Here is a 20,186-nt window from a genome sequence, read left to right on the forward strand (position 1 = left end):
AATTAGTAAAGGAGGGAGAGGAAATGTCCTTTGCTTCAGAAATAAAGAAAGAACTAACAACGATAGAAATTGAAGAGTGTTGTTCGTATGCAGAATTAGCTGCTCTTATTCGAATGAATGGCTCAATTTCTGTAGTATCTAATCGAAAATATATGTTAGATATTCAAACAGAAAATGCCGCAATTGCTCGCCGAATCTATACACTCATTAAATCAAACTACACCTATCCAGTTGAACTCCTTGTCCGTAAAAAGATGAAGTTGAAAAAAAATAACGTCTATATTGTGCGCCTGAAAGAAAATGTAGAAAAAATGTTAACAGACTTAGATATTTTACAAGGTCCTTTTCAAATAAATCGTTTAATCTCAGAAAAATATTTGAAAAAAGAATGCTGTAAAAGAGCCTACTTACGTGGTGCCTTTCTTGCAGGTGGATCAATAAATAATCCAGAAACTTCATCGTATCACTTAGAGATTTTCAATTCTTATGAAGACCATAACAATCATCTAGGTGATCTTTTAAATATGTTTGATTTGCATGCTCGTACTTTAGAGAGAAAAAAAGGACATATCGTATACTTAAAAGAAGCAGAAAAAATTACTGCATTTCTAAGTATCATTGGTGCACATAACGCTTTGTTTAAGTTTGAAGATGTTCGAATTGTCCGAGACATGAGAAACTCTGTTAACCGACTAGTAAACTGTGAGACTGCAAACCTAAATAAGACAATCGGTGCTGCGTTTAGACAAATAGAAAATATCCAATTTATTGAGAAGACTGTTGGTCTAGATGCTTTACCTGAGAAACTAAGAGAAATAGCTGTTTTGCGTATGCAACATGAAGATGTATCGCTTAAAGAGTTAGGGGAGCTTGTTTCAAGCGGAAAAATTTCTAAATCTGGCGTTAACCACCGCTTAAAGAAAATCGATGAGTTTGCTGACAAAATAAAACAAGGTCAAATGTTGGGGTAATAAATGAAAGCAACAATGGAACCGAACTATTGTAATCCAGAATAAGGATGCTTAGTTCGGTTTTTTTATTATGAGAAAATAGAGTATAATTTTTAAAAATGTCTGGCTCCGAGCGGGCGCTAGTGACTAGTGAAGAAACTATTATGACTTACTAGATAAATAATCGACAGTTTCCATTGTCTCAGTTAGTTCAACGCGTAACCATCATATTTCTTCTCAAGTCGAGCAAATCCATGATCCATCTTTCCCTCTAGTTTTACCAATTTGCTTTCACTATACAAACATTAAATTTACCCTCCATGTAATGGTCAAGGAGAATCCAATTCAAAAGTTTACTAATAAGGAGAAGTTTATTATGTAAAAGATTATTTATCTATGATATAATAAATTTTACTAAGTTTTTAGTAAATCAACATGATAACGCTTGCAATTATAGGGAGGATGAGAAACTTGGTTGAGAGGTCTGTAAAGGTGGAACTTGAATCTGGACTACAAGCGAGACCAGCTGCAAAATTTGTTCAAGAAGCAAATCGATATAGTGCACATTTATTTTTAGAAAAAGGTGGTAAACGGGTGAATGCCAAAAGCATTATGGGGTTGATGAGTTTGGCGATTACTTCTGGTGAAGACATTACGTTAATTGCTGATGGGGCAGATGAAGAAGAAGCAATTACTCACTTGATATCGTTTGTGTCAACAAATAGTTAATATTTTATATTTTACTTAAGTATGTGAAAGAAATAACATATAGTAATAAAGAAGAGGCATCCTTAGTTGGATGCCTCTTTTCTATTGGTCTTCTTTACGTTCTAAGATACGGTCAATTAATCCGTAGTCAACAGCTTTTGAAGCTGTCATGAAGTTATCACGTTCTGTGTCTGCTTCGATTACTTCGATTGGTTGGCCTGTACGTTCTGATAAAATTTCATTAATACGCTTTTTCATTTCAACAATACGTTTAGCATGAATTTCAATATCAGTCGCTTGACCTTGTGTACCACCAAGTGGTTGGTGAATCATTACTTCACTATTTGGAAGTGCAAAACGCTTCCCTTTTTCACCAGCAGCTAATAAGAATGCTCCCATAGATGCAGCCATTCCAGTACAAATTGTTGATACATCAGATTTAATGAATTGCATTGTATCATAAATAGCCATTCCTGCTGTGATCGATCCACCAGGTGAGTTGATGTATAGAGAAATATCTTTATCTGGATCTTCGGCTTCTAAGAAGAGTAACTGAGCAACTATTGAGTTAGCTACATTATCATCAATAGCACTCCCAAGCATAATAATACGATCTTTTAATAGGCGTGAGTAAATATCATATGCACGTTCCCCACGATTTGTTTGTTCAATAACTGTAGGTATTAAATTCATATCAACATCCTCCTTATTCGATAACGTTCATCCATTTGTTATTGGATTTAATTTAATCATAACTAAAAGGTCAATGATGGTCAAATGAAAACAATTAAATTGTTTCTTTGATTATGTAATAAAATCCATACTTGAAAGGATACCCTTTTTCTGGATATTTTAAACTAATCATAAAACACTTGTTTAATAAATGTATGCGCGTTATAATAGCGTATGTGTGAAATATATGCGCCCATAGCTCAGTTGGATAGAGCACTGGTTTCCGGTACCAGGTTTGCCGGGGGTTCGAATCCCTCTGGGCGCGTTCTATAATTCAGGTGTAGCAAGGGGGTGAGCGTTTTTCAACCTCTTGCTATTTTTATGGAATTCTAACCTTCGGATTCCGAAATAATTTTATTAGCTAATTTTTAACAATCGAAACAACATTTCTAGATTCTTTTTCTTCTTTCTTGTATAGTGATTTTTGAATCGATGTTGCTGCAATTTCTTGGATACCTGGAATAACATGTGAATAAGTATCTAAGGTTGTTTGTATCGATCTATGACCTAATCTTTCTTGAACTACTTTTGGATGTACCCCATCTTATAATAGTAATGTTGCGTGAGTATGCCTTTTAGGGAGAGCTCCCCATATATTGTTGGCTTAACACAAATTTCTTTGTCTTTTGTGAAATGTTATTATAATTTTTCTCGTACACTTTGAGATTAGCTAAATTATTGTTATAAATAGAATAAATAATACCAAGAACAGCTAATAGTATCTCAAATAAAGTAATAGTTTCAATAGTTAATGGTTTAAAAACAATCATTTATCCAATTTAAAAATACTCAAATCGGAATTACAGACACTCCAGTTAATATGTATACATAAAATATCAAATCCCCCATCTGTTCAACAATATTTTTCTTGTTTTTCATTAATATTCCTCACGAAAGAAATTAAATAATCATATCGGTTGAAATGCTGAAAAAGTAAAGAGGCAGAAAAACTACAGCTGGCCATTCATAATAACCTAACTGTGATTATTAAATATAATCAGAACTATAGCTATGAGAAAAAGTTAGTGGTAAGCTTGATCCCGTGGAAAAGTATTTATTACTTGGTGATGGTACTAAAATTGAATTATTCGAAATTTGAATACAAATCGATTAACCTTCATTTTCTGGGGTTATTTTATTTTAGGAAAGTAGGAAAGTTTTTTGTAGTCTAATAGTGCTTTTTTACTAAGACTTTCCCAAGCTAAAATGGAAGGTTATTTATCATTTATTGTTGAATTAGTAGTTATGAAAGGAGGAAATAAAAAAAGAAATAGAAAAATACACTTATTTACTAGGAGGAAGTAAATTGAAAAAACAATTGGTTTATTAGTATTATTATTAAGCTTTTGTCTATTCTCAATTAATGTTAGCGCAGAGGATTTCGATAACGGTGAAGCAGTTATAATTAATGAGTATGAAGCTCTTAAAAAAATGTCTCAAAACAGTTCTAGCAGATTAAAGATTAATGGATTTAGCGAAGATGAGATTGAGATTATTCATAATTTAGATGAAGTATATACGAATCATTTAAAAGCTAATAGTAAGCTAAGTGATAAAGAATTAGAAAACTTAGGTTATTCTAAGGATCAAATTGACTTATTAAGGAATTACGAAGGAAAAGAAGAAGAAACTATTAAACTTGCAGCAACATTAACTCTTAGATTATCTGCGCCATATGTTAGACATAACTCATTTACAAACAGAACAAACGCACAATTAGGTGTCAATTGGACTTGGGCTGGTGTACCGTTAATTAAGAGGACAGATATCATTGGAGTTTCTTGGAATGATTGGCATGTAACTTCTAGTAGTGGTTCATTAACATATATTCCTATTACAGGATCCCCAGGATACTTATATGAGAGCGCTACAATCTTAGCTAATAATGGACCAGCATCATTTGGTAGAGGTATAAGAATTCCTATGACCCAACAAGATAACTATTGGTGGGCTCGTTCAGGAAGTGCTACATTTGATTTAAATGGTGCTCATACTGGAAGAAAGGATTTAACAGCTTATGCTGAATATGGTCATACTACTATAAATATTACTCCTGGATTCTCAATACCAGGATATGGAGCAATAAACTTCAACGTTGCAATGGATGTTGCAGGAGTTGGCAGAGTCACTGGACGAGTATCAAATTAATATCAATAAAAATAAAAGGTTAATAATATAATCTTCGAACAGTCCCCTGAAATTTAGAGCATAAATTTCAGGGGACTTTTAATGATATTTTTTAATTAAAACTTTTACCCTTTTCGATAGTATGTTTAGAGTTTCAAGATTCTTTATTCTTATTTAATTTATCAATACAATTTTTAATATATAAAGTACAAGCTACAATTAATGCACTTAAGAAAATAAATCCCATATAAACTGGTCCAAAATAACTTGTTTCAGGTTTATTAAAAACCCCTGGGAATAAAAATCCTACGTTGCTTCCTAACACAAAAATAAAAACATAGCTACAAATCACTGTTATAATTATTGCTTTCATTTTCTAATTCCCCTTTCTTATTATGAAAGTGTTTAATAGTTCACCACACTTTTGATTAAATAGTTTGGATTTAAGTACTTTATCAGTAATATGAAGGAGCATATCCTGATTTCCCCAATATTCATTGAACTTATCAAAGTTTTGCTTAAGTACTTTCCTTGCCATAGTTATTCCTCTTGTTTTTCGTAGAGATTATCTATTTTTAAAACTAAAAACTCCACTAAATCATAGATATTGTTTGCTTTTGGAGAGATCTCCACGTTCTAAATATCAATGGATACAAATTTCTGTTGTGAAATTTTTTTGACTTAATACTGATTGAAATAATTAACTATTATATATATTCAACTCGGATTGGTTTAATTCCTTCTTGAATTCAAAAAACTATCAGGAATTATTAACAACGATATTATAGACAGGCATTTTTAATGAAGTTAGTCATCTAAGTTTAGATAAATATGCTAACAATTTTGCAGACGAATCGGATTCAATAAACTGAAATAGTCTAACACTAAAAGATAAAGTTAATCATAAAGATAACTATTTAGTAAGGTTTGAAAAGTGGTATAATAAGTCTGACTGGTTTCCGGTACCAGGTTTGTCGGGGGTTCGAATCCCTCTGGGCGCGTAATTATAAAATGGTAGCAAGGGTTTTTTCTAACTCGTGCTACCATATTTTAACCAGATGTTCAAAGAATAGCAAAATACTCTACTTAACCTGAACCATGTTTTATGGCAAAATAGAATATGTGAGAGGGGGAATATAGATGAGGCAAGAATTAGTTCAAGAGCAGAAGCTACAACAAAAAATGAATCACTCTCTTTTACAAGCGATTCAGATTCTCCAACTCTCAAGTATTGAGATGATCGAATATATTCAGAGTTTAGCAAATGAAAACCCGTTAATTGAAGATATTAATTTTGATTATGAAATTTCTACATATAAAGAGAAATATAGTAGTTATAATCCGATAGAGGAAGTAACCCAGCAGCCTATGTCCATGTATGACGAGTTAAAGGAACAACTCGTGACAATCCAAGTAAAGAAGGATATAAAGGAGGCTGTCTATTTTGGTATTGATTCATTGGATGAAAATGGTTACTTAACGATTGATTTAAGCATGTTAGCTAATCATTGTTCTATTTCAGAATCAGATGCAGATGAGGCATTGAGAATCATCCAATCTTTAGATCCTGCAGGAATTGGAGCAAGATCGTTATCAGAATGTATTATTATTCAATTAAAGAGAATGAATAAGTATCATACGTATATTGAAGAACTATTAAATCAACATTTAAATTTAGTAGCAAATGAAGATGTATCAGAAATAATGGATATTTATAAAGTTACAGAAACAGAGGCTTTTGAAACATTAGAAAATATAAAAAGCTGTCATCCGAAGCCTGGTACATTGATTAATACTAAAGTTCCTGAATATGTCATTCCAGAAGCGAATGTATATAAAGAAGAAGGAAGCTGGAAAATCGATTTTTACCAATGGACATCTCCAGCAATTAGAATGAATCAGGATTATCAGAAGTTTGATCAGTTGAACAAGGAAACAAAAATGTACTTAAAAGAAAAACAAAATCAGGTAGAATGGTTACAAGGTGCGATTATGTACCGAACAAATACGTTAGAATCCGTAATACAACTAATAGTAGAAAAACAGTTTTTATTTTTTGAACATGGTACGTTTATGTTAAAACCATTAACCTTAAAAGATTTGGCAGACGTTTTGAATGTTCATGTATCAACGATCAGTCGAACAATACGAAATAAATATATCCAAACAAATTATGGTACGATCCCTTTAAAATTCTTTTTCCAATCTGGCATTAAACAATCTAACGGAACAGAAACATCAGCCTTTACTATAAAAAAACTAATTGAAGAAATAATTGCCTATGAAGACAAACAAAAGCCATTTTCCGATGAAACAATAAAAAGGAAATTAAATGAAGAATTTGGTATCCAAGTGGCTAGGCGTACGGTGATGAAATATAGGGAGCAATTAAATATTCCATCATCCATGAAACGTAAAAATCGAGGAGGAAATACATTATGATGAAAGTAATTTACTATACAAAAGATAACTGTTCTCTTTGTGATGATGCAAAAGCATTATTGTTAATGCTACAACATGATTATCCATTTGAATTAGAAGAACGGGACATCTATACGAAAGATGAATGGCTGGAGGAATACCAACTTCTTATCCCATATGTACAAATTAACCAAACGACATTAAATTGTGAGGAACTGAACATAGGATCATTAGAAAAAGCATTGAAAGATAATATTCATAATTAAAAAGGTAAATATTTGTATTATAAAAAGGATGTGGTACAATATTAATGTACATAAGATTTTATGTACGTATTTTTTTACATAAGGTGGGACATAATAGCACCATGCGGGACTTTATTTGACCCATATGAAGGAGCTTTTATAATGAGAGCCTTAATAGATTTACAAAAAAAATTAGTTCCAGACTTACTTCAAGTCATGCAAAAAAGGTATGCAATCCTGCATAGTGTGAAAAATCTCCAACCAATTGGAAGAAGGGGGCTTGCAGAAAATACAAAGTTGACAGAGCGATTTGTTCGAGGTGAAATCGACTTTTTAAATGAGCAAGGTCTTATTGATATCACTACAAAAGGAATGCTAATTACAAATGAGGGTATATTAATTCTAGAGCAATTGACTCAATTTATGAATGAAATAATGGGTTTAAATGTTTTAGAAAAACAACTAAGGGAAACATTACAAATAAAGGATGTCATTGTTGTACCTGGAAATAGTGATGAACATGATTGGGTAAAGCAGGAACTTGGAAAAGCATGTGTTGCGTATCTAAAACGTGTCGTTACGGATGATTCTTCCATAGCAGTAACTGGAGGAACAACGATGGCAGCTGTAGCTAGTGTAATGACACCTTTGGAAAGAGCTGCAAACTACCTTTTTGTCCCTGCACGAGGTGGAATAGGAGAAAAGGTAGAAAACCAAGCGAATACAATTGCAGCTGAAATGGCAAGAAAGTCTAATGGGGAATATCGTTTACTGTATGTGCCAGACCCAATTAGTGAAACTTCTTACCAATCAATTATCAATGAACCATCGATTAATGAGGTCTTACAGCTAATAAAGGGTGCTAGTGTTGTTTTGCACGGGATAGGGGATGCTCTAACGATGGCATCAAGACGTAAGACACCAGAATCCATATTAACAGATTTACAGAAGAAGAAGGCTGTAAGTGAGGCTTTTGGATACTATTTCGATCAGGATGGTACTGTTGTACACAAAGTAAGAACTGTAGGAATTCAATTGGAAGATTTAGAGACAATTGAGTATGTAATTACAGTTGCTGGTGGCAAATCGAAAGGACAAGCAATTGCGTCCTATTTTAAACAAGGTAAAAGTGATTTACTAATAACGGATGAGGCAGCAGCGATGGAGATATTAAGGGATTATTCCCTTTAAATATTAAAACATATATACTTTAGGAGGAATATATCATGGCAGTAAAAGTTGGTATTAATGGATTTGGACGTATTGGGCGTAATGTATTTCGTCAATCACTTAAAAATAGTGAAGTAGAGGTAGTAGCTGTTAATGATTTAACAGATGCAAACATGCTAGCTCATTTATTACAATATGATTCTGTTCACGGAAAATTGGAAGAAGAAGTTTCTGTAAATGGAAATAATATCGTTGTAGGTGGAAAAGAAATTAAAGTAATGGCCGAACGTGATCCAGCAAATCTTGGTTGGGGAGATTTAGGTGTTGATGTAGTAATCGAGTCAACTGGTCGTTTCGTTGACCGTGAGTCATCACAAAAACATATTGATGCAGGAGCTAAAAAAGTAATTATCTCAGCACCAGCTAAAAATGAAGATATCACGGTAGTTATGGGTGTAAACCATACAGATTATGATGCAAGCAAACATGATATTGTTTCCAATGCTTCATGTACAACAAACTGTTTAGCACCATTTGCAAAAGTTCTACACGACAACTTTGGAATTAAGCGTGGTCTAATGACAACAATACATGCCTATACAAATGATCAACAAATTTTAGATTTACCACATAAAGATTATCGTCGTGCTCGTGCTGCAGCAGAAAATATTATCCCAACTACTACTGGTGCTGCAAAAGCTGTTTCCCTAGTGCTACCAGAATTAGAAGGAAAACTAAATGGTATGGCTGCACGTGTACCAGTTCCAGATGGATCACTAGTTGACCTAGTAGTAGAACTAGACAAAAATGCATCTGTTGAAGAAATTAATGGTGCATTCAAATCAGCTGCTGAAGGTGATCTAAAAGGTGTACTAGAATATAGTGAAGAGCCATTAGTATCTAGAGATATTGTTGGAAATCCACACTCTTCTATTTTAGATGGTCTATCAACAATGGTAATGGAAGATAACTTAGTTAAAGTTGTATCTTGGTATGACAATGAAATGGGTTATTCTACTCGTTGTGTAGACTTAGCAGCATATATGGCTAAACAAGGACTATAATAGTTTAAGTAATGGGAGGAGGGCAGTGTTCCTCCTCCTTTCTCTTGTTATAATAGATATGCGTAAGTTTTGAAATCATGGGTAATCTAAAAAGATGATATTATACATATTTTGGGAGGGTATAAGATGAATAAAAAAACCATCAAAGACCTTAATGTAAAAGGAAAAAAAGTCTTCTGTCGTGTTGATTTTAACGTACCTATGAAAAATGGTGAAGTAACCGATGATACACGAATTAAGGCAGCCTTACCTACAATTGAACATTTGTCCGAAGAAGGGGCAATTGTAATTTTAGCTAGTCATCTTGGTCGTCCAAAAGGACAGGTAGTTGAAGAACTTCGATTAGATCCAGTTGCCAAACGGTTAAGTGACCTAATTGGAAAAAATATTACGAAAACAGATGCCGTATATGGTAGTGAAGTGAATGAAGCTATATCACAACTAGCAGATGGCGACATTTTACTTATAGAAAATGTTCGCTTTGAAGCTGGAGAAGAGAAAAACGCCCCTGCATTGGCTAAAGAGTTTGCAGCGTTGGCTGAGTTCTATGTAAATGATGCGTTTGGTGCAGCACATCGTGCACACGCATCAACTGCTGGGATTGCCGAGCATTTACCATCAGCAGCTGGTTTTTTAATGGAAAAAGAGCTTGAGGTATTAGGAAAAGCACTTGAAAATCCTGAACGTCCATTTACAGCAATTATTGGTGGAGCAAAAGTAAAAGATAAAATTAACGTCATTGATAACCTTCTAGATAAAGTGGATAACTTAATAATTGGTGGAGGGTTAGCTTATACCTTTATTAAAGCGCAAGGTCATGAAATTGGAAAATCACTCCTAGAAGAGGATAAAATAGAATTAGCAAAAGATTTCATGAAAAAAGCAGAAGAAAAAGGTGTAAACTTTGTACTTCCTGTTGATGCAGTCGTTGCAGATGATTTCGGTGAGGATGCTAACACTAAGATTGTACCAATAAATGAGATCCCTTCTGACTGGGAAGCATTAGATATCGGCCCAGACACTCGTGAGAAATATAGTCAAATTGTAACTGATTCAAAACTAATCATTTGGAACGGACCAATGGGTGTATTTGAATTAAATGCATTCGCAGGTGGTACTAGAAGTGTTGCAGAAGCGTTAGCAAACACAGAGGGGTACACTGTAATTGGTGGTGGAGATTCAGCAGCAGCAGTTGAGAAATTTGGTTTTGCTGAAGATATGGACCATGTTTCAACTGGTGGAGGAGCTTCTTTAGAATTTATGGAAGGTAAAGTTCTTCCAGGTGTAGCAGCATTGAGTGATAAGTAAAATTTGCTTGCAAAGTGAGAAATACAATGATGTAGAGGTGAGAGAATGCGTAAAAAAGTAATTGCAGGAAATTGGAAGATGAACAAGGTTCTAGCTGAAGCGAACCAATTTATTGACGATGTAAAAGATAAGATTCCTAACAACGATAACGTAGAAGCAATTGTTTGTGCTCCATATGTACACTTACCATCGTTAGTAGATAAAGCAAAAGGTACTAATGTGAAAGTTAGTGCGCAAAACATGCATTTTGAAGATAATGGAGCATTCACTGGTGAAGTAAGCCCAGTCATGTTAAAAGACATTGGAGTAACTCATGTTGTATTAGGTCACTCTGAACGCAGAGAGTATTTTGCAGAAACGGATGAAACAGTTAATAAAAAAGTACATGCAGCTTTCAACCATGACTTAACACCTATTGTTTGTGTTGGGGAAACGTTAGAGCAGCGTGAAGCTAACGAAACAAAAGCATTAGTTGGCGACCAAGTGAAAAAGGCATTAGAAGGACTTTCAGAAGCACAAGTTGCAAAGACAATCATAGCTTATGAACCAATTTGGGCAATCGGCACAGGAAAAACAGCTTCTAGTGAAGATGCTAATGAAGTATGTGCGCACGTTCGTGAAGTAGTGAAGGAAGTAACTTCTGAAGAAATTGCTGAACAAGTTGTCATTCAGTATGGTGGAAGTGTAAAACCTGCTAATGTTGATGAATTATTAGCTCAATCTGACATCGATGGCGCACTAGTTGGTGGTGCAAGTTTAGAGTCTGAAAGCTTTTTACAGCTTGTGGAGGCAGGAGCAAAATGAGTGATAATAAATTAGCTGCATTAATTATCCTTGATGGATTCGCGATAAGGAATGAGGATAAAGGAAATGCAGTCAAGCAAGCAAAAAAGCCAAACTTCGATCGTTTTTGGGAAAAGTATGCACACAATCAGTTAGAGGCTAGTGGAAAAGCAGTTGGTTTACCAGAAGGACAAATGGGTAACTCAGAAGTAGGCCATCTTAACATTGGAGCTGGCCGTATCGTTTATCAAAGCTTGACTCGTGTGAACTTGTCCATTGAAGAGGGCGAGTTTTATGAAAAAGAAGCGTTTCTAAAATCGATTAATAAAGCGAAAGAGAAAAATAAAGCACTGCACATCTTTGGTCTTTTATCAGATGGTGGCGTTCATAGTCATATAGAACATCTATTTGCTTTATTAAAACTTGCTAAAGATCAAAATTTGGATAAAGTTTTTGTTCATGCTTTTCTTGATGGTCGTGATGTTGGACCACAGACAGCTAAAGGGTATATTGAACAAACGGAAGCTAGAATGAAAGAATTAGGGATTGGTCAGATCGCAACAATTTCCGGCCGTTATTATTCTATGGACCGTGACAAGCGTTGGGAACGAGTGAAAAAGTCATACGATGCAATGGTTCATGGTGAAGGACCTACCTATAAATCAGCTCAAGAGGTTGTCGACGACTCCTATAAAAATGGAATCCATGATGAATTCGTGATTCCATCGGTTATCGTGGATGAAAGTGGAAGTCCGGTTGGAAAAGTAGAAGATGATGATTCGATTATTTTCTATAATTTCCGTCCAGACCGTGCTATACAAATTTCCCGTACGTTTGCTAACGAGGATTTTCACGATTTTGATCGTGGAGAGAATCCACCGAAAAACCTTGATTTCGTTATGTTAACGGATTTCAGTGAATCAGTGAATGGTTATGTTGCTTATGAACCTGTAAACTTAGATAATACGGTTGGAGAAGTATTGGCCCAGAACAATATGAAACAACTACGTATTGCAGAGACAGAAAAGTATCCACACGTTACTTTCTTCATGAGTGGTGGTCGTGAGCAAGAATTTCCTGGTGAAAAACGAGTGTTAATTGATTCACCCAAAGTAGCAACATACGACTTAAAACCTGAAATGAGTGCTTATGAAGTAACAGATGCATTATTAAAAGAACTGGATTCTAAAGAACATAATGCTATCATTTTAAACTTTGCTAATCCTGATATGGTAGGTCATTCTGGCATGCTACAGCCAACAATTGATGCCATTGAAGCAGTCGATGAATGTTTAGGTAAAGTGGTAGATAAGATTATTGAATTAGGTGGACATGCGATCATAACGGCTGACCACGGTAACTCAGATGAAGTAGTTACGATGGAAGGCAATCCAATGACTGCCCATACAACCAATCCTGTTCCGGTTATCGTAACAAAAGATGGTATCGAATTACGTGATGGTGGAATTTTAGCAGATTTATCACCAACATTATTAGAATTATTAGGGATAGACAAACCAAAAGAAATGACAGGTACATCATTAATTAAATAGTTTTGGTCAAAATAAATAAGAATACAAATTAGTAGAAATGAAGGAGAGATTGTTATGCCTTATATTACAGATGTTTATGCTCGTGAAGTATTAGATTCCCGTGGTAACCCAACAGTTGAGGTGGAAGTATTTACAGAGTCCGGTGCATTCGGTTCTGCACTAGTTCCAAGTGGTGCATCAACTGGTGAATATGAAGCAGTTGAATTACGTGATGGGGACAATGATCGTTACTTAGGAAAAGGTGTTCAAAAAGCAGTCGATAATGTGAATGATGTCATTGCACCAGAATTAATTGGTATTGATGTTACTCGTCAAAACATAATTGATGCATTAATGATTGATTTAGATGGGACAGAAAATAAAGGGAAACTAGGTGCAAACGCAATTCTAGGTGTTTCCATGGCTTGTGCACACGCAGCATCAAGTTACTTAGAGTTACCATTATACAATTACTTAGGTGGATTCAATGCAAAAACACTTCCTACACCAATGATGAACATTTTAAATGGTGGGGAACATGCAGACAATAACGTGGATATTCAGGAATTCATGGTAATGCCTGTAGCAGCACCTACTTTTAAAGAAGCATTACGTACTGGTGCAGAAATTTTCCATTCCCTGAAAAAAGTACTAAAATCTAAAGGCTATAACACTGGTGTTGGTGATGAAGGTGGATTTGCTCCTAACCTTGGCTCAAACGAAGAAGCATTGCAAACAATTGTGGAAGCGATTGAAGCTGCTGGTTACAAACCAGGTGAAGAAGTTAAATTAGCGATGGACGTTGCTGCATCTGAAATATACGAAGATGGTAAATACAATCTAAAAGGAGAAGGCGTTGTTCGTACTTCTGAAGAGATGGTGGATTGGTATGAAGAAATGATTAACAAATACCCAATTATTTCGATTGAAGATGGTCTAGATGAAAATGACTGGGAAGGCTTCAAATTGTTAACGGAGCGTTTAGGTGATCGCGTACAACTTGTAGGAGATGATTTATTCGTTACGAACACAGCTAAACTATCTCAAGGGATTGAACAAGGTGTAGGAAACTCCATCTTAATTAAAGTGAACCAAATCGGTACTCTAACTGAAACATTCGAAGCAATTGAAATGGCAAAACGTGCAGGATATACTGCAGTTATTTCTCACCGTTCTGGTGAAACAGAAGATGCAACTATTGCTGATATTGCCGTTGCAACAAATGCTGGACAAATTAAAACAGGTGCACCATCACGTACAGACCGTGTAGCGAAGTACAACCAATTACTACGCATTGAAGACGAACTAGCTGGCATGGGTGAATACGGTGGCTTAGCATCATTCTATAACTTAAATAATAAATAATATGTAAAAGAAGCTTGGGGGTCCAAGCTTCTTTTTTTGGATTATTAGGTGTCTCAATAACCTTAGAATCGAGTGAAATGGTGGTAGGGCAATCGAGAAGGCGTATCGAAGCCGGAAGTGAAAGGAAAGTGTTGTCTACAGTAATCGATAAGGTGTCTCGAAGCCGGAAGTGAAAGGAAAGTGTTGTCTACAGTAATCGATAAGGAGTCTCGATGCCGGAATCGAAAGGAAAAGGTTGTCTACGGTAATCGAGAAGGTGTCTCGATGCCGGAAGCAAAAGCAAAGTGTTGTCTACGGTAATCGAGAAGGCCAATCGATGCCGGAATCGAAAGCAAAAGGCTGCCTACAGTAATCGAGAAGTCGACTCGATGCCCGTAGATCAAGGGAAAGCCGATCTACGGTAATCGAGAAGCCAAGTCGATGCGTAGCATAAGAATAAAGCAAGCTATGGTAACTGAGTCAGCATTCATTACGTTATAAGGGATATATATAAATTAACCCCTATTATTCAACTTCAGGTACACTTTATTCTTCCTGATTAGATTCTTCGGATACTTTAAGGTGTACAATATTAACTGTAACAAAATTATTGCCGTCTTCATTCTCCTCTGCAAAGGCTGTAATCCCAATCGACTCATTCTCATTGTTTATTAACATAGTGTTGTAATCATTAGAAGTCATTGAAGTAATTTCTTCATAATTATTATCTTCAGCAAAGCTTTGGTACATATCCCATACTTCTTCAAAAGTGGCACTGTCCGTTTGATAGCTAACATTCATCCCCTTTTCACCGTTTTCGGTTATAGTAGTCGTAGCATTTACCTGGAAATCACTTGGAAAAGGAATATAATCCGGAAAATCCTCAGGTATTTCCCCGTCAGATGAAGCATTAAATGATACAGTCTCTCCATTTTTATCAGTAGCTTCAAAGGAAACTCCATCTTCTTCATCTGTTCCAATCTTAATACTTTCTCCATCTCCAACAGGTATTGATATACCATCGCCGAAACATCCGCTTAGAAGTATTCCAATTGTTGTTAAACCAATAATTAACCTAAATATTCTTTTCGTCATAAAAAAAATCCCCCAACAATATTATTCAATCGCACATTGTGCCATTAAATCTAATAATACTCGGAGGACAGGTTCTCAGGATATTATACTTGAGGATACATTTTTGAAAAAACAAAGGTTAATTTTAATCGAGTAATTGGTCATTACTGCATAGGACAAAATAGGTTTACATATTGTTAAAATAATACCTACTAGGAGTGATTTTGGTGACTCAAAAAGTATTGCTTTTTGGAGATGTTGGGATTGATGATACAATTGCACTGATATATGCTTATTTTAATGATGATATTGATATTATTGGAGTAGTCGCAGATTATGGGAATATTCCAAGGGAAAACGCTGTTGCAAATACGAACTATGTTAGAAGTCTGTTTGAAACAGGGGAAGTAGAAGATATATCAGTTTTTTTAGGTGCAAAGTATCCAATGACTTCAGATTCTGTTGAATATCCTACTGAAATCCACGGTGAATATGGTTTAGGACCAATTATCCCTCCAGAAACTGCTAATGATGAAGCGGACTTTGAAAACTTTGATGGAGTAATTGAAATAATAAAAAAGTATAAGGATGAATTAGTAATCGTAAATATTGGGAGACTTACTTCCTTAGCCACTTTGTTTTTAGTATCGCCAAATTTAGTTAATGAAGTTAAAGGAATCTATGTAATGGGCGGAGCATTTTGGGTTCCTGGAAATGTTACAGCGGTATCGGAAGCAAATTTTCATGGCGATCCTGTTGCAGCACAAATCGTTCTTACTTATGGAGAAAACGTTACGATTATTCCATTGAATGTAACAGAACGGGCCATTGCAACTCCTCAGATGGTTGATTACATAGATAAAAATAATCCAATCACAATAATAAAAACAATATTAGATTTTTACTATGACTTCTATAAAAAACGTAATCCTAATGTCCAGGGAAGTCCATTACATGATGTTGTTACTTTGATGGCAGTGGAAAATGCAGGGTTGTTTGTATATCGAAAGCTTCCAGTTCATATCGTCCAGGCAACCAAAGGAACGGAGAGAGGACAAAGTATTGCAGATATCCGTGGTTTTGGTAGTCTACAAGAAGAGACAGAGAAAGAAATTAAAAAACATAGAATTGCATTTGATTTTGATTACAAGAAGTTTTATATCAAATTTATGACGACGATGACAGGTAATTCATTCGAATAAGAACCAATCGGGGTGATGACAATCTTACTATTAGATGCAATAAAAGAACGCAGATCCATTTACAGTTTTAAAAAAGAAGAAGTAGACATAGAACTATTAAAAGAAATTTTCACCTTTGGGACTTACGCACCAACACATTATATGAAAGAACCATGGCAGATTAAACTGTATCAAAAATCGGGTAAAAATCATTTCATAGAGGAAGTAATTAAAAGTTATCAACGTATAGGGATGATTAAAACTAGTAAAGATGAAAAGACTCTCAAAATGATAGATTCCATGAGGGAATTTTTAAATGCTATTCCACATCATGCATTAATTTACTATGAAAAAGAAAATGATCCAATTCGAAATGATGAGGAATATGCAGCAGTTTGTGCCTTTATTCAGAATGTGCAATTGGCTGCTTGGCAATATGGAGTTGGGGTTTTATGGACGATTACACCTTATATGTATGACCAAGAGTTTCATGAATCAGTAGGGTTGGATTCAGATGTAGTTAAAATTGCAGCAGTCCTACAAATGGGGTTTCCTAAAAAAGTACCTCCTATGAGAGAAAGGACGCCTATTGAGGGAAAATTAGAGATTATTACATAATAGAAAATGGGAACAATTACCATATGGCGGTTGTTCCCATTTTTCCTTTTACTCTATTTTACCTTTAACAAAATCGACTACTTCTTCTGCAGTTCCAAGAGAGAGGATTTTCTTTTTGTTTGATGCTATTTTTTCTTTTGATAATTCTTTAATTTGTGTACGTGCTGGTAAGATAGAAGTTGCACTCATACTGAATTCATCAAGGCCAAGTCCTAATAGAATTGGAATAGCAATTGGGTCTCCTGCCATTTCTCCACACATTCCTGCCCATTTCCCTTCACTGTGGGCTGCTTCGATAACATTATTCACTAAGTTTAGGATGGCAGGATGGTATGGTTGATATAAGTATGAAACCTCTTCATTCATACGGTCTGCAGCCATTGTATATTGAATTAGGTCATTTGTTCCGATACTGAAGAAATCCACTTCTTTTGCAAATTGTTTAGCAATAACAGCAGTGGAAGGAATTTCAACCATGATCCCTACTTCAATATCATCGGACACTTTTATTCCTTCTTTTTTCAAAGATTCTTTTTCATCTAATAAAATATCTTTCGCTTGACGGAATTCCTCTAAGGTAGCAATCATCGGAAACATGATTTTCAAGTTACCATATACACTAGCTCGTAAAAGTGCGCGCAATTGTGGACGGAATACGCGCTCATTTTCTAAACAGAAACGGATAGCGCGGAAACCTAAAAATGGATTCATTTCTTTTGGTAAATCTAAATATGGGAGTTCCTTATCTCCACCAACATCAAGCGTGCGAACAACAACAGGCTTGTCTCCCATTTGTTCAAGTACTGATTTATACGCTTCATATTGTTCCTCTTCTGTTGGTAATTCACTTTTTCCCATGTATAGAAATTCGGTACGATATAGGCCAACACCTTCTCCACCATTATTAATAACACCTGTTACATCTTCAGGAGTACCAATATTACCAACTAACTCTACCTGTTCTCCGTCAGCAGTAAAGGTAGGCTCATCTTTAAGCTGTGCCCAGATTTCTTGTTGTTTTGCAAAGTTATCTTGTTTTTCACGATACGAAGCAAGCTCTTCTTCACTAGGATTCACTACGACGTTTCCTTCAATTCCATCAATAACGATCATGTCATCGTTTTGAACTGCTTGAGTAATATCTTTTGTTCCTACAACTGCAGGAATTTCTAGTGATCTTGCCATAATTGCAGAGTGGGATGTACGACCGCCAATATCTGTTGCAAATCCTTTTACATACTGACGATTTAATTGAGCAGTATCTGATGGAGTTAAGTCGCTAGCAATAACGATCACTTCTTCATCGATTAATGCAGGGTTTGGAAAATTAACATTTAAAAGATGAGCTAAGATGCGTTTCGTTACGTCTCTAATATCAGCCGCACGTTCTCGCATATATTCATTATCCATATTCTCAAACATGGAGATGAACATATTAGCAGTTTCTTCTAAAGCGGCTTCTGCCATTGTGTTTTCATTTGTGATTTTATCTTTTATCGGGTTGATTAACTCTGGATCTCCTAATACCAATAAGTGTGCAGAGAAGATTTCAGCATGTTCATCACCCAGTACTTTTTGTGTATGAGCTTTAATCTTTTCAAGTTCTTGCTTTGAGATTTCTAATGCATTTTCAAAACGTTCTATTTCTTTATCGGGATGATCGATAGAGATTTTTTCATAGGATAATTCTGGTGTTACCAACTGATAGGCTTTTGCAATAGCAATACCAGATGATGCTGCAATTCCCTTGATGTTTGTCATATGACAGTCCTACCCTTCATGTTTAAAAATCAATCTCCTTCCCATTTTATACGGTTTATTTACTTTATATCAACTAATAGGTTTGGTTGTGAAAAAATGTTCATAATGAAGGCGTTTACTTATGATAAATCATAAATTTATCTTGCAAATGAGCAATTAAATCTCACTTCAAGGTAAGTGTTTCCTAATCCATTCATAAATAAAATGATACACTTCATGTTTGTTAATTTCGTTTAAGGTTTCGTGTCGTGCCTCATTAAATAAGCTTGTAGTGATATTAGTTAATCCTGCATTTGTTAACAGATTGGCAGTTTTCCATATACCTTTTCCATAGTTACCAACAGGATCTTCATCCCCACTTATAATGAGTGTAGGTAAGTCATTTCTGATGTTCTTATTTTGTCGCTGATCATGAATTAACATTAGCCCTGTCATTAAATCAACAAAGAATTTACCAGTCGGTATGTACCCTGCGTAGGGATCATGTACGTATGCTTGAACGACAGATTCATCTCTGGACAACCAATCAAATTTTGTTTTCTTATTCGGTATTCTTTTATTAAAATTACCAAAAACAATGGAATTCATCACTTTAGATTCTATTTTAGGTTGCAATGTGTCGGCTAACTTTTTTCCAAATAGAGTGGTTAGTTTTGGATAAAATCCTGTACCTGATAAAATTAGTGCATCGATTTCATGGCTATGATACTGTATATATCGTCTAGCTAAAAACGATCCCATACTATGTCCAAGTAAAATAACAGGAACTCCAGGATATTCTTTCTTAATATGAAGCGTTAGTTGGTACATATCTTCTGCAGTTTTGTCAAATCCATCCTCATCAGCTAAGAAACCAAATAATCCTTGACGTTCACCTGTTTCTCCGTGTCCACGATGGTCATTCCCATAAACAAAAATTCCCTTATTAAGCAAGTGGTTACTGAAATCATCATACCGTTTTATATGTTCCACCATTCCATGGGAAATTTGAACAATTGCATGTGGTTTCACTTTTGGTTCATACCATTTATGAACATATATTTCTACTCCATCCTTTGCTTTTAACCAAAAATGGTCTTGCATGGAAACCCCTCCCGAGCAAATCTATTGATACTATCATAAGCTATAAATATAAGATTTTCGAATATTAAAACCATTGAAGAATAAA

The 20,186-nt window shown here is 35.1% G+C and carries 18 protein-coding genes, 1 tRNA gene and 1 pseudogene; 14 read left to right on the top strand and 6 right to left on the bottom strand.

What is annotated here, in order from left to right; all coding sequences use genetic code 11:
* Positions 1 to 23 precede the first annotated feature (23 nt).
* Together whiA and BUB12_RS05005 are read left to right on the top strand one after the other, a co-directional pair.
* Positions 24 to 971 (top strand): DNA-binding protein WhiA, encoded by a 948-nt coding sequence (whiA, locus tag BUB12_RS05000; protein ID WP_072888683.1) that lies wholly within the window; start codon positions 24 to 26, stop codon positions 969 to 971.
* A gap of 450 nt (positions 972 to 1,421) precedes the next feature.
* On the top strand, positions 1,422 to 1,679 hold the full coding sequence (locus tag BUB12_RS05005; protein WP_072888685.1) for an HPr family phosphocarrier protein: 258 nt from the start codon (positions 1,422 to 1,424) through the stop codon (positions 1,677 to 1,679).
* Between the two features lie 81 nt (positions 1,680 to 1,760).
* On the opposite strand, the pseudogene clpP reads toward BUB12_RS05005, so the two are convergent.
* Positions 1,761 to 2,354 (bottom strand): annotated as a pseudogene (clpP, locus tag BUB12_RS05010) (ATP-dependent Clp endopeptidase proteolytic subunit ClpP); the annotation flags it as partial.
* Positions 2,355 to 2,579: 225 nt separating this feature from the next.
* Between clpP and BUB12_RS05015 the strand changes: the two are divergent.
* Positions 2,580 to 2,655: transfer RNA gene (locus BUB12_RS05015), tRNA-Arg, on the top strand.
* Positions 2,656 to 3,821: 1,166 nt separating this feature from the next.
* Positions 3,822 to 4,538, top strand: coding sequence for a hypothetical protein (locus BUB12_RS05025; protein WP_072888689.1), 717 nt, complete (start codon positions 3,822 to 3,824; stop codon positions 4,536 to 4,538).
* Positions 4,539 to 4,671: 133 nt separating this feature from the next.
* Here BUB12_RS05025 and BUB12_RS05030 read toward each other — a convergent pair whose 3' ends face one another.
* Both BUB12_RS05030 and BUB12_RS17615 read right to left on the bottom strand, forming a co-directional pair.
* Positions 4,672 to 4,890: a hypothetical protein gene (locus BUB12_RS05030; RefSeq protein ID WP_072888691.1), complete on the bottom strand. Its 219-nt coding sequence runs from the start codon at positions 4,888 to 4,890 to the stop codon at positions 4,672 to 4,674.
* 3 nt (positions 4,891 to 4,893) lie between these two features.
* On the bottom strand, positions 4,894 to 5,055 hold the full coding sequence (locus BUB12_RS17615; protein WP_159431547.1) for a hypothetical protein: 162 nt from the start codon (positions 5,053 to 5,055) through the stop codon (positions 4,894 to 4,896).
* 602 nt (positions 5,056 to 5,657) lie between these two features.
* On the opposite strand from BUB12_RS17615, the gene rpoN reads away from it, so the two are divergent.
* The 8 genes from rpoN (at position 5,658) to eno (ending at position 14,405) form a co-directional block, all read left to right on the top strand.
* On the top strand, positions 5,658 to 6,959 hold the full coding sequence (gene rpoN, locus BUB12_RS05035; RefSeq protein WP_072888692.1) for an RNA polymerase factor sigma-54: 1,302 nt from the start codon (positions 5,658 to 5,660) through the stop codon (positions 6,957 to 6,959).
* The gene (locus tag BUB12_RS05040; RefSeq protein WP_234982576.1) at positions 6,956 to 7,204 is read left to right on the top strand and encodes a glutaredoxin family protein; all 249 of its coding nucleotides are present in this window, start codon (positions 6,956 to 6,958) and stop codon (positions 7,202 to 7,204) included. Before rpoN ends, BUB12_RS05040 begins: the two co-directional genes overlap by 4 nt.
* A 141-nt stretch (positions 7,205 to 7,345) precedes the next feature.
* The gene (locus BUB12_RS05045) at positions 7,346 to 8,374 is read left to right on the top strand and encodes a sugar-binding transcriptional regulator (protein ID WP_072888694.1); all 1,029 of its coding nucleotides are present in this window, start codon (positions 7,346 to 7,348) and stop codon (positions 8,372 to 8,374) included.
* A gap of 35 nt (positions 8,375 to 8,409) precedes the next feature.
* Positions 8,410 to 9,417: a type I glyceraldehyde-3-phosphate dehydrogenase gene (gap, locus tag BUB12_RS05050; RefSeq protein ID WP_072888696.1), complete on the top strand. Its 1,008-nt coding sequence runs from the start codon at positions 8,410 to 8,412 to the stop codon at positions 9,415 to 9,417.
* Between the two features lie 126 nt (positions 9,418 to 9,543).
* Positions 9,544 to 10,725 (top strand): phosphoglycerate kinase, encoded by a 1,182-nt coding sequence (locus BUB12_RS05055; RefSeq protein WP_072888698.1) that lies wholly within the window; start codon positions 9,544 to 9,546, stop codon positions 10,723 to 10,725.
* Between the two features lie 45 nt (positions 10,726 to 10,770).
* The gene (gene tpiA / locus BUB12_RS05060) at positions 10,771 to 11,529 is read left to right on the top strand and encodes a triose-phosphate isomerase (protein ID WP_072888700.1); all 759 of its coding nucleotides are present in this window, start codon (positions 10,771 to 10,773) and stop codon (positions 11,527 to 11,529) included.
* Positions 11,526 to 13,061 (top strand): 2,3-bisphosphoglycerate-independent phosphoglycerate mutase, encoded by a 1,536-nt coding sequence (gene gpmI / locus BUB12_RS05065; protein ID WP_072888702.1) that lies wholly within the window; start codon positions 11,526 to 11,528, stop codon positions 13,059 to 13,061. The genes tpiA and gpmI overlap by 4 nt, the downstream gene beginning before the upstream one ends.
* Positions 13,062 to 13,115: 54 nt before the next feature.
* Positions 13,116 to 14,405, top strand: a complete 1,290-nt coding sequence (gene eno, locus BUB12_RS05070) for a phosphopyruvate hydratase (RefSeq protein ID WP_072888704.1) — start codon at positions 13,116 to 13,118, stop codon at positions 14,403 to 14,405.
* Positions 14,406 to 14,930: 525 nt separating this feature from the next.
* Here the strand turns inward: eno and BUB12_RS05075 are convergent.
* Entirely contained in the window at positions 14,931 to 15,479 is a 549-nt protein-coding gene (locus BUB12_RS05075; protein WP_072888706.1) for a hypothetical protein, read from the bottom strand.
* 206 nt (positions 15,480 to 15,685) lie between these two features.
* Here BUB12_RS05075 and BUB12_RS05080 point away from each other — a divergent pair, with 206 nt between their 5' ends.
* Both BUB12_RS05080 and BUB12_RS05085 read left to right on the top strand, forming a co-directional pair.
* The gene (locus tag BUB12_RS05080; protein ID WP_072888708.1) at positions 15,686 to 16,660 is read left to right on the top strand and encodes a nucleoside hydrolase; all 975 of its coding nucleotides are present in this window, start codon (positions 15,686 to 15,688) and stop codon (positions 16,658 to 16,660) included.
* Positions 16,661 to 16,675: 15 nt separating this feature from the next.
* Entirely contained in the window at positions 16,676 to 17,257 is a 582-nt protein-coding gene (locus tag BUB12_RS05085; RefSeq protein WP_084063219.1) for a nitroreductase family protein, read from the top strand.
* A 48-nt stretch (positions 17,258 to 17,305) separates the two neighbouring features.
* Here BUB12_RS05085 and ptsP read toward each other — a convergent pair whose 3' ends face one another.
* On the bottom strand, positions 17,306 to 19,018 hold the full coding sequence (gene ptsP / locus BUB12_RS05090; protein WP_072888710.1) for a phosphoenolpyruvate--protein phosphotransferase: 1,713 nt from the start codon (positions 19,016 to 19,018) through the stop codon (positions 17,306 to 17,308).
* A gap of 168 nt (positions 19,019 to 19,186) precedes the next feature.
* A complete protein-coding gene (locus BUB12_RS05095) occupies positions 19,187 to 20,101 on the bottom strand; it encodes an alpha/beta hydrolase (RefSeq protein WP_072888712.1) in 915 nt (304 codons plus the stop codon).
* Positions 20,102 to 20,186 lie beyond the last annotated feature (85 nt).

The organism is Ornithinibacillus halophilus, from assembly GCF_900129485.1.
GTDB lineage: Bacteria > Bacillota > Bacilli > Bacillales > Amphibacillaceae > Ornithinibacillus > Ornithinibacillus halophilus.